Consider the following 6,389-nt stretch of genomic DNA (forward strand, 5'->3'; position numbering starts at 1 on the left):
GCGCGCCCCTCCCGACGGACCCCGCCCGGCGACGCGGGGCGCGGCGCCGGGCCGCTCGGGCCGGTCGGGCCGTCCGGCGGTGCGGGGGGTGGGCGGTGCTCGGCGTCGGGGGCCCGTGTGCGCTAGGTGTTTTGGAAGGCGTCGGGGGTGCGTCTGTCCGGCCGTCCCGGGAAGCTTCGGGCGGCCAGCCAGAGGATGAGGTCGTGAGCGATCGTGTCGATGCTGGTCTCGGTGATCACGTCGTGTTCGCGGCGGTTCGCGTCGCGGCGGACGATCTCGAAGCCGCCCTCGTCGAGGACGGTGACCGAGACGTACCAGAGGGGGTCGTCCTCGTCGGGCTGGATGACGAGGAACGTGTTGTCGGTGTCGTCGAGGTCGTCGACCAGCATGAAGATGGCGTCTTCGGACGGGTCGTCGATGTGGTCGCCGTTCTCGCTGTCGGCGCGGTAGTAGTCAGCGGCCACCGGTCTCTCCCCTCGTGCGACGCCCCGCTTCGGGCTCACGGCCAGCATGGCACGCGAGCCCGACACGTCGGATCTCACAGCCACTGGTCGATCGCGGCGGCGAGGACGGCCACCTCGAAGCGGACGGCGACCTTCCGGAACACGGCCTAGCGGGCCAGGCGTCCCAGGAGGGCGGAGGCGGCGCCGATGCCGAGGAGGGTGGCGAAGGCGAGGACGGCGAAGTCCAGGGGCAGGTGGGAGGGGGTGCCGATGAGCAGGCCGCGCAGCGCGTCGACCTGGTAGCTGAGCGGGTTGGCGCGGCTGACGGCCTGGAGCCAGCCGGGCATCAGGTCGACGGGGTAGAGGGCGTTGGAGCCGAAGAACAGCGGCATGGTGATGGCCTGGCCGATGCCCATGAGGCGGTCGCGGGTGAGCACGATGCCGGCGATGGCCATCGACAGGCAGGAGAAGAACGCCGAGCCGAGCAGGACGACGGCCACGACTCCCAGCAGCCGCAGCGGGTTCCAGGTCATGGCGACGCCGAGGGCGGCGGCGATCAGCACCACCACGACGGCCTGCAGGAGGGCCTTGACGCCGGCGGCGAAGGCCTTGCCGGTGACCAGGGCGGCGCGCGGGGTCGGGGTGACCAGCAGTTTGGTGAGGACGCCGGAGTCCCGCTCCCAGATGATCATGATGCCGTAGAAGATCGCGATGAACATCGCGGACTGGGCGATGATGCCGGGCGCCAGGTAGTCCAGGTACGGGATGCCGCCGGTGGGGATGGCCTTGAGGCGGGTGAAGGTCTCGCCGAAGATCAGCAGCCACAGCGCCGGCTGGACGGCCCGGGTGTACAGCTCGGTGCGGTCGTGGCGCAGCTTCTGCAGTTCGACGGCGCACATCGCGCCGATGCGGGCGGGTACCAGGCGCCAGCCGGTGCGGGCGCGCGGGGGCACCAGCAGCAGGGACAGGTCCGGGCCGTCCGCGGCGGCGGGCCGGGCGGACGCGGCCGGCGGCGGGCCGGGTTCACCCGACGCGGCCCGCGGTGCGGCGGGTTCGGCGGACATCGGAGAAGTCTCCTTCGGTGGCGTCGGCCAGTTGGCGGCCGGCGAAGTGGCGGAAGACGTCGTCGAGGCTGGGGGCGGGCCGGTCCGGATCGGCGTGGCGGACCCGGTCCTTGAGTTCGGCGGGGGTGCCGAGGGCGCGGACGCGGCCGCGGTCCATGAGGGCGACGCGGTCGCAGTGGCGGTCGGCCTCGTCCATGTAGTGGGTGGTGACCAGGACGGTCATGCCGGTGGCCGCGCGTACGGCGTTCACCCGCTCCCACACGCCGGTGCGGGCGATCGGGTCCAGGCCGATGGTGGGCTCGTCCAGGACGAGCAGGCGCGGGGCGCTGACCAGGGCCTGGGCGAGTTCGAGGCGGCGCACCATGCCGCCGGAGTAGGTGGCGGCCATCCGCTCGGCGGCGTCCGTGAGGTCGACGGCGGCCAGGGCCTGGTCGACGCGGCGGGCGCGTTCGCGGCGCGGGACGTCGAAGACGCGGGCGAACAGGGCGACGTTCTCGCGGCCGGTCAGGGCGGCGTCGGCGGACAGCTGCTGGGGGACGTAGCCGAGCAGGCGGCGCACCTGCATGGGGTGGCGGGTGGCGTCGTGGCCGAAGACGCGCACCATGCCGGGGCCGACGGGCAGCAGGGTGGTGATCGCGCGGATGGCCGTGGTCTTGCCGGCGCCGTTGGGGCCGAGCAGGCCGAACACCTCGCCGGTGCGCACGGTCAGGTCGATGCCGTCGACGGCCTTGGTGGCCTTGCCGCGGCCGTGGCGGAAGGTGTACTCGAGGCCCTGGCACACCACCGCGTCCCCGGCGCCCGCGGTGCCTTCGGTGGTCATCGCTCCCCCTGTGCGGCGCACCGGCCGGCAGGCTGGTGGGTGCTCTGCCCGGTGCCCGGCGCGGGTGCGGTGCGCAGGCCGTCGGCGACCTGGCGCAGGGCGGGCAGCGCGGCGGCCAGGGCCTCGCGTTCGGCCGGCGGGAGTCCGGTGACGATGTCGCCCATCAGGGCGCGGCGGCGCCGGCGCCAGGCCTCGATCCGTTCGACGGCCTCGGGGGTGGCGTACAGGAGGGCGGCGCGGCGGTCGGCGGGGTCGCTCCCGCGGCGCAGCAGGTTCAGGGCGACGAGCTGGTTGACGAGGGTGGACACGGAGTTGCCGGCCAGGCACAGCTCGTCGGCGGCTTCCGAGACGCGCAGTCCGGGGGTGTCCCTCACCAGGCGCAGCAGTTCGGCCTGGGCGCCGCGCAGGCGGGGTTCGTCGCTCGTGTGCCGCAGGTGGCGGCGGACCAGGCGCTGGATGCCGACGAGGAGGGTGGAGAACTCGTCCGCCAGCGCGACGTCGAGCGGGTGCGGCTCTGTCGCGGTCATACCCTCATTTTAGCTCTCAGTGAGAGCTATTCGTCGAGGGTGCGGCCTGCCCCCGGTCGGTGCGGGCGCGACTGCTCGCCGAGGCCCGCGCCAAGATCCTCCTCGCCGGGTACACCGGCCACTTCGTCCGGCGGGAGCGGCCCGCCCCTGCTCCAGACCCCGCGACGCAAGGCCGAGAGCGGCTGCCGCATCCGCTTCCTCCTCGGCGGCCCCGGCCCCGGCCCCGGCTCCGGCTCCGGCTCCGAGACGACACTCCGGCGGTGTCCACCCGCATCCGCATCACACGGGACCACCTGGCCGAGCGCTCCGGCACCGAGGGAACCGAGGCCCGTTCCGGTTCCCCGAAGGACGCCCGCGCCGCATCGGCCCGTCCGTCTTCCGCTTCGACGAACACGCCCTCGTCACCGCGTACTCGGCCGCGACCGTCGGCCGCGACTCCCCGCTGACGCACCTGCGGCGCAGCGGGGACGACGGCGTGTTCGAGCGTTTCGCCGAGCACACCGAGGAACTCCGGTCCCGGGGCGACGGCAGCTCCTCCGTCCCCGCCCCCGCGCGGGAAGTCGGCCCGGCCGACTTCCCGCTCCACCCCCGGGCCAGGAGGACACCGCCATGAACCGCGGCCGTCCCGCCACCCGGCGCACGAGCGCCCACAGCACCGACGGCGGCCGGCGCATCGAGGTGGACGACGCGCAGCCCGGCCGCGTACGGGACAGCAAGGACCCCGGCGGCCCCGCCTCGATTTCTCGCCGGCCGCCCGGCAGTCCTTCGTCACCGCGATCCACGGCGGCGAACTCGGCACCGCCTGACGCCACTTGCCCGCCGCCGGCGGCTTCGACGGCGTCACGCCCGTGCGCGGTTCCACGGACCCGGGCGGCCCGGCCTCGTCTTCTCCTCCTTTGCCTGGCGCTCCTTCGTCACCGCCGTCCGCACCGGCGAGTTCGACGGCGCCTGACGGCCGTTGCCCCGGGGGCGGCGTGAGGCGAACACCGGTGCGCGAGAAGTCGGACCCGCCGACTTCTCGCGCGTGGACGCCGCGGGGCCTGCTTCGCCGCCTGCTGGTTCACCCTCCTGAGGCTGCCGATCCGCCCGCTGGGCCGCTACGGCGTGCCGCAGTGGGTCGAGGCCGGGCCCGCGAACCACCGCCCCTGCGGCCCGGACCGCCTGCCCGGGGACGGGCTCCCCGTCAGTGCCGGTGCTCCTCGCCCTCGTCGGTGAAACCCTCGCCCAGCGGGGTGAAGCTCAGGCTCGCCGCGAGGAATCCGCCGCCGCGGCGGAAGGCTAGGCCGTTTCTTTCGGATCATCTCGCAGACCGGATGAAGATGGCGGCGACGTGGAGCCCGGCGAGGTAGATGGCGGCGGTCTTGGGTATTTGCGCTGCTCCTCGCGGCCTGCCCTCCGCCAGGGCCGGCGGCCGTCCGGGTCACCGGGCGTACCACGCTCCGTGCCCCGACCTCCGGACTCCGGTTGTGTGGGTCTCCGGGAGCACCCCGCGAACGGATGCCACGCTTGCACCACCGATTGCTAGCTTTGCGCGGTAGTCCGACCTCCCGCCGGACCACGACCGGTTCGAAGTCCACCGATCTGGAGGGATCCATGAACAAGGCGAAGAAGTGGCTCGGCACGTCAGGACTCGTGTTGGCCACGATGCTGGGAACGACCGTCGCCCTGGCGCCCCAGGCCCAGGCAGCGGATATGTGCCGAGCCTGGACCGCGGACAACGGACACCGGGCCGTCGGCCTCTGCCAGGGCGGCAGCGGGGAGTTCCGAGTCCACGGCGTCTGCGCCGCGCTCCAGGGCAGCGCACCGTTCATCGGAAGCAAGGGGCACCGCAACGGCGGCATCGAGCAGGCGTCCATCTGGGACTGCGGCTCGGGCGGCTGGGCCGAGAACCTGTGGGTCGAGACCCTCTGACCGGCAGCCCGCCGACTCCGTGCTCGCGGGGCCCCCTCACCCGGGGCCCCGCGCACCGGACGGGGGCTAGCAGGCGCGCCGACGGGGTGTGCGCCGCCGCGGCGAAGTGGAAGACCGCGAGCGGGGCCGCCGGACCCGTAGCCGAGGGTCTTGGCCGCACGCGGGTCCTGGTCCCCGAAGACCGCGGAAGGCCGCCCGTAGACGCGCAGGACGTCATCGAGCGCGCGGTCGCTGCCCGCCCGCTCCTCGGCTCCCGGCCAGGCCCGCGTACGCGGGGCCGCCGGCGTCCGGTCCAGGCGCAGCCAGCCGCGCTCGTGTGCCGCGTAGCCGTACTCCGCGGCCACCACGTGGATCTCCGGCTGGGGCAAGCAGTGGCGCAGCAGTGCCGCCATGTCCAGGCGCGCGTTGTCGTCCGCGATCCAGTGGGTGCCGTCGGGCCGCCGGTCGCCCCGGGGCGAGGGCGTCGAGGGGCAGGGGCGGGCGGGCGAGGCCGCCGTGTGCGCCGGGGCGCCGTACGGCGGCGTTGAACTCCTCGAGCAGGCGGGCGCATTGTGCGCTGGTGCGGGTGCGCGGGGTGCTGCGGTGGGCGGTGCGAGGTGAGGCGGGGGATGTCGGTGCCCCGTTGCCGCATGAGCTACGACCTCGCGGTGTGGGAAGGCGAGCGGCCCGGCGACGATGCGGCGGCGGGCGCGCTCTTCGACGACCTCTACCGGCAGTACGTCGGCACGGACGCCGGCCATCCTCCGACACCGGCGATCGCCGCGTACGTCGCGCTCCTGCTGGAGCGGTGGCCCGACCTCACGCGGGACGAGCACGACGTGTCCCCGTGGTCCACCGGGCCGCTGATCGGCGAGGCCGCGGGGCCGCTGGTCTGCTTCCCGATGCGCTGGAGCATGGCCGACGAGGCCTCGGCCGTCGCGGCGGGCATCGCGGCGTCGCTGGGGCTCGTCTGCTACGACCCCCAGACGCGGCGGCTCAGACCCTGAGCCCGGGCCGCCGGCTGCCGGGCCTTGGTCGCCGCCGCTCACAGGGTGATCGGGCGGTAGGCGAGGGCCTCGTCGACGATCCGCTCGGCCCCGGCCTCGGGGGTGGCGTCGGCCTCGGTGTCGGTGTCGTGCGGGGCGGCCGGCGGGTGGAAGACCAGGTCGGCGACCCGGGGGTGCGCCACGTTGGCTTCCAGCAGCCGCAGGTAGTGGTGGCTGTCCGGGCCGGCGGCGAGGAGCCGGCGGACGATCTCGACGAGTTCGGTCCTGGTGACGTCCGCGACCCGGGGCGGCGCCGGTGGGCGGGCGGCCTCGCGGGCGAAGTCGGCCAGGCCGCGGCCGCCGTCGTACGCGGCGAAGTCGCAGGCCGTGCAGCGGTGGCCCGTACGGGCGTTGAAGGCGGCGATCGCCTCCCTCCCGGTCTCCTCCCCCGCGTTCGCCGCCCGGTCGAGTACCAGGGCGGCAATCCGCGTGATCTCGCGGCGTGCTTCGGCCAGGTGCCGCTCGCTCACCGGCGGGGGCGTCAGTTCCGCTCTCAGGTCCACGCCCGGATTCCTCCAGGAAGACCCCGTCCACCGCGCGGATCCGCTCGGCCAGTCCGGCCAGGCCGCTGCGCGGGTAGGGGGCCGCGCCGGCCTTGC

At 74.6% G+C, this 6,389-nt stretch carries 7 protein-coding genes; 2 read left to right on the plus strand and 5 right to left on the minus strand.

Annotated features, from left to right (window positions below; all coding sequences use genetic code 11):
- Nucleotides 1–122: 122 nt before the first annotated feature.
- The 4 genes from AB0E96_RS36810 to AB0E96_RS36825 all read right to left on the minus strand — a co-directional run bounded on the left by AB0E96_RS36810 (nt 123) and on the right by AB0E96_RS36825 (nt 2,854).
- A complete protein-coding gene (locus tag AB0E96_RS36810) occupies nt 123–464 on the minus strand; it encodes a hypothetical protein (RefSeq protein ID WP_359830491.1) in 342 nt (113 codons plus the stop codon).
- 146 nt (nt 465–610) lie between these two features.
- Nucleotides 611–1,507: an ABC transporter permease gene (locus tag AB0E96_RS36815; protein ID WP_359830493.1), complete on the minus strand. Its 897-nt coding sequence runs from the start codon at nt 1,505–1,507 to the stop codon at nt 611–613.
- Nucleotides 1,467–2,327: an ATP-binding cassette domain-containing protein gene (locus AB0E96_RS36820; protein ID WP_359830496.1), complete on the minus strand. Its 861-nt coding sequence runs from the start codon at nt 2,325–2,327 to the stop codon at nt 1,467–1,469. The genes AB0E96_RS36815 and AB0E96_RS36820 overlap by 41 nt, the downstream gene beginning before the upstream one ends.
- Nucleotides 2,324–2,854: a MarR family winged helix-turn-helix transcriptional regulator gene (locus AB0E96_RS36825; protein WP_359830498.1), complete on the minus strand. Its 531-nt coding sequence runs from the start codon at nt 2,852–2,854 to the stop codon at nt 2,324–2,326. The genes AB0E96_RS36820 and AB0E96_RS36825 overlap by 4 nt, the downstream gene beginning before the upstream one ends.
- A gap of 1,593 nt (nt 2,855–4,447) precedes the next feature.
- Between AB0E96_RS36825 and AB0E96_RS36830 the strand changes: the two genes are divergently transcribed.
- Nucleotides 4,448–4,765: a hypothetical protein gene (locus AB0E96_RS36830; RefSeq protein ID WP_359830500.1), complete on the plus strand. Its 318-nt coding sequence runs from the start codon at nt 4,448–4,450 to the stop codon at nt 4,763–4,765.
- A gap of 629 nt (nt 4,766–5,394) precedes the next feature.
- Nucleotides 5,395–5,751, plus strand: a complete 357-nt coding sequence (locus AB0E96_RS36835) for a hypothetical protein (RefSeq protein ID WP_359830501.1) — start codon at nt 5,395–5,397, stop codon at nt 5,749–5,751.
- Between the two features lie 38 nt (nt 5,752–5,789).
- Here the strand turns inward: AB0E96_RS36835 and AB0E96_RS36840 are convergent, their stop codons facing one another.
- A complete protein-coding gene (locus AB0E96_RS36840) occupies nt 5,790–6,293 on the minus strand; it encodes a hypothetical protein (protein WP_359830503.1) in 504 nt (167 codons plus the stop codon).
- Between the last annotated feature and the right edge of the window lie 96 nt (nt 6,294–6,389).

The sequence above is a fragment of the Kitasatospora sp. NPDC036755 genome, assembly GCF_040636595.1.
Taxonomy (GTDB): Bacteria; Actinomycetota; Actinomycetes; order Streptomycetales; family Streptomycetaceae; genus Kitasatospora.

What these genes read in the sequence shown, in the direction of transcription:
- AB0E96_RS36815 (WP_359830493.1), bottom strand. Translation starts at nt 1,507, where the DNA reads ATGTCCGCCGAACCCGCCGCACCGCGGGCCGCGTCGGGTGAACCCGGC.
- AB0E96_RS36820 (WP_359830496.1), bottom strand. Translation starts at nt 2,327, where the DNA reads ATGACCACCGAAGGCACCGCGGGCGCCGGGGACGCGGTGGTGTGCCAG.
- AB0E96_RS36825 (WP_359830498.1), bottom strand. Translation starts at nt 2,854, where the DNA reads ATGACCGCGACAGAGCCGCACCCGCTCGACGTCGCGCTGGCGGACGAG.
- AB0E96_RS36830 (WP_359830500.1), top strand. Translation starts at nt 4,448, where the DNA reads ATGAACAAGGCGAAGAAGTGGCTCGGCACGTCAGGACTCGTGTTGGCC.
- AB0E96_RS36835 (WP_359830501.1), top strand. Translation starts at nt 5,395, where the DNA reads ATGAGCTACGACCTCGCGGTGTGGGAAGGCGAGCGGCCCGGCGACGAT.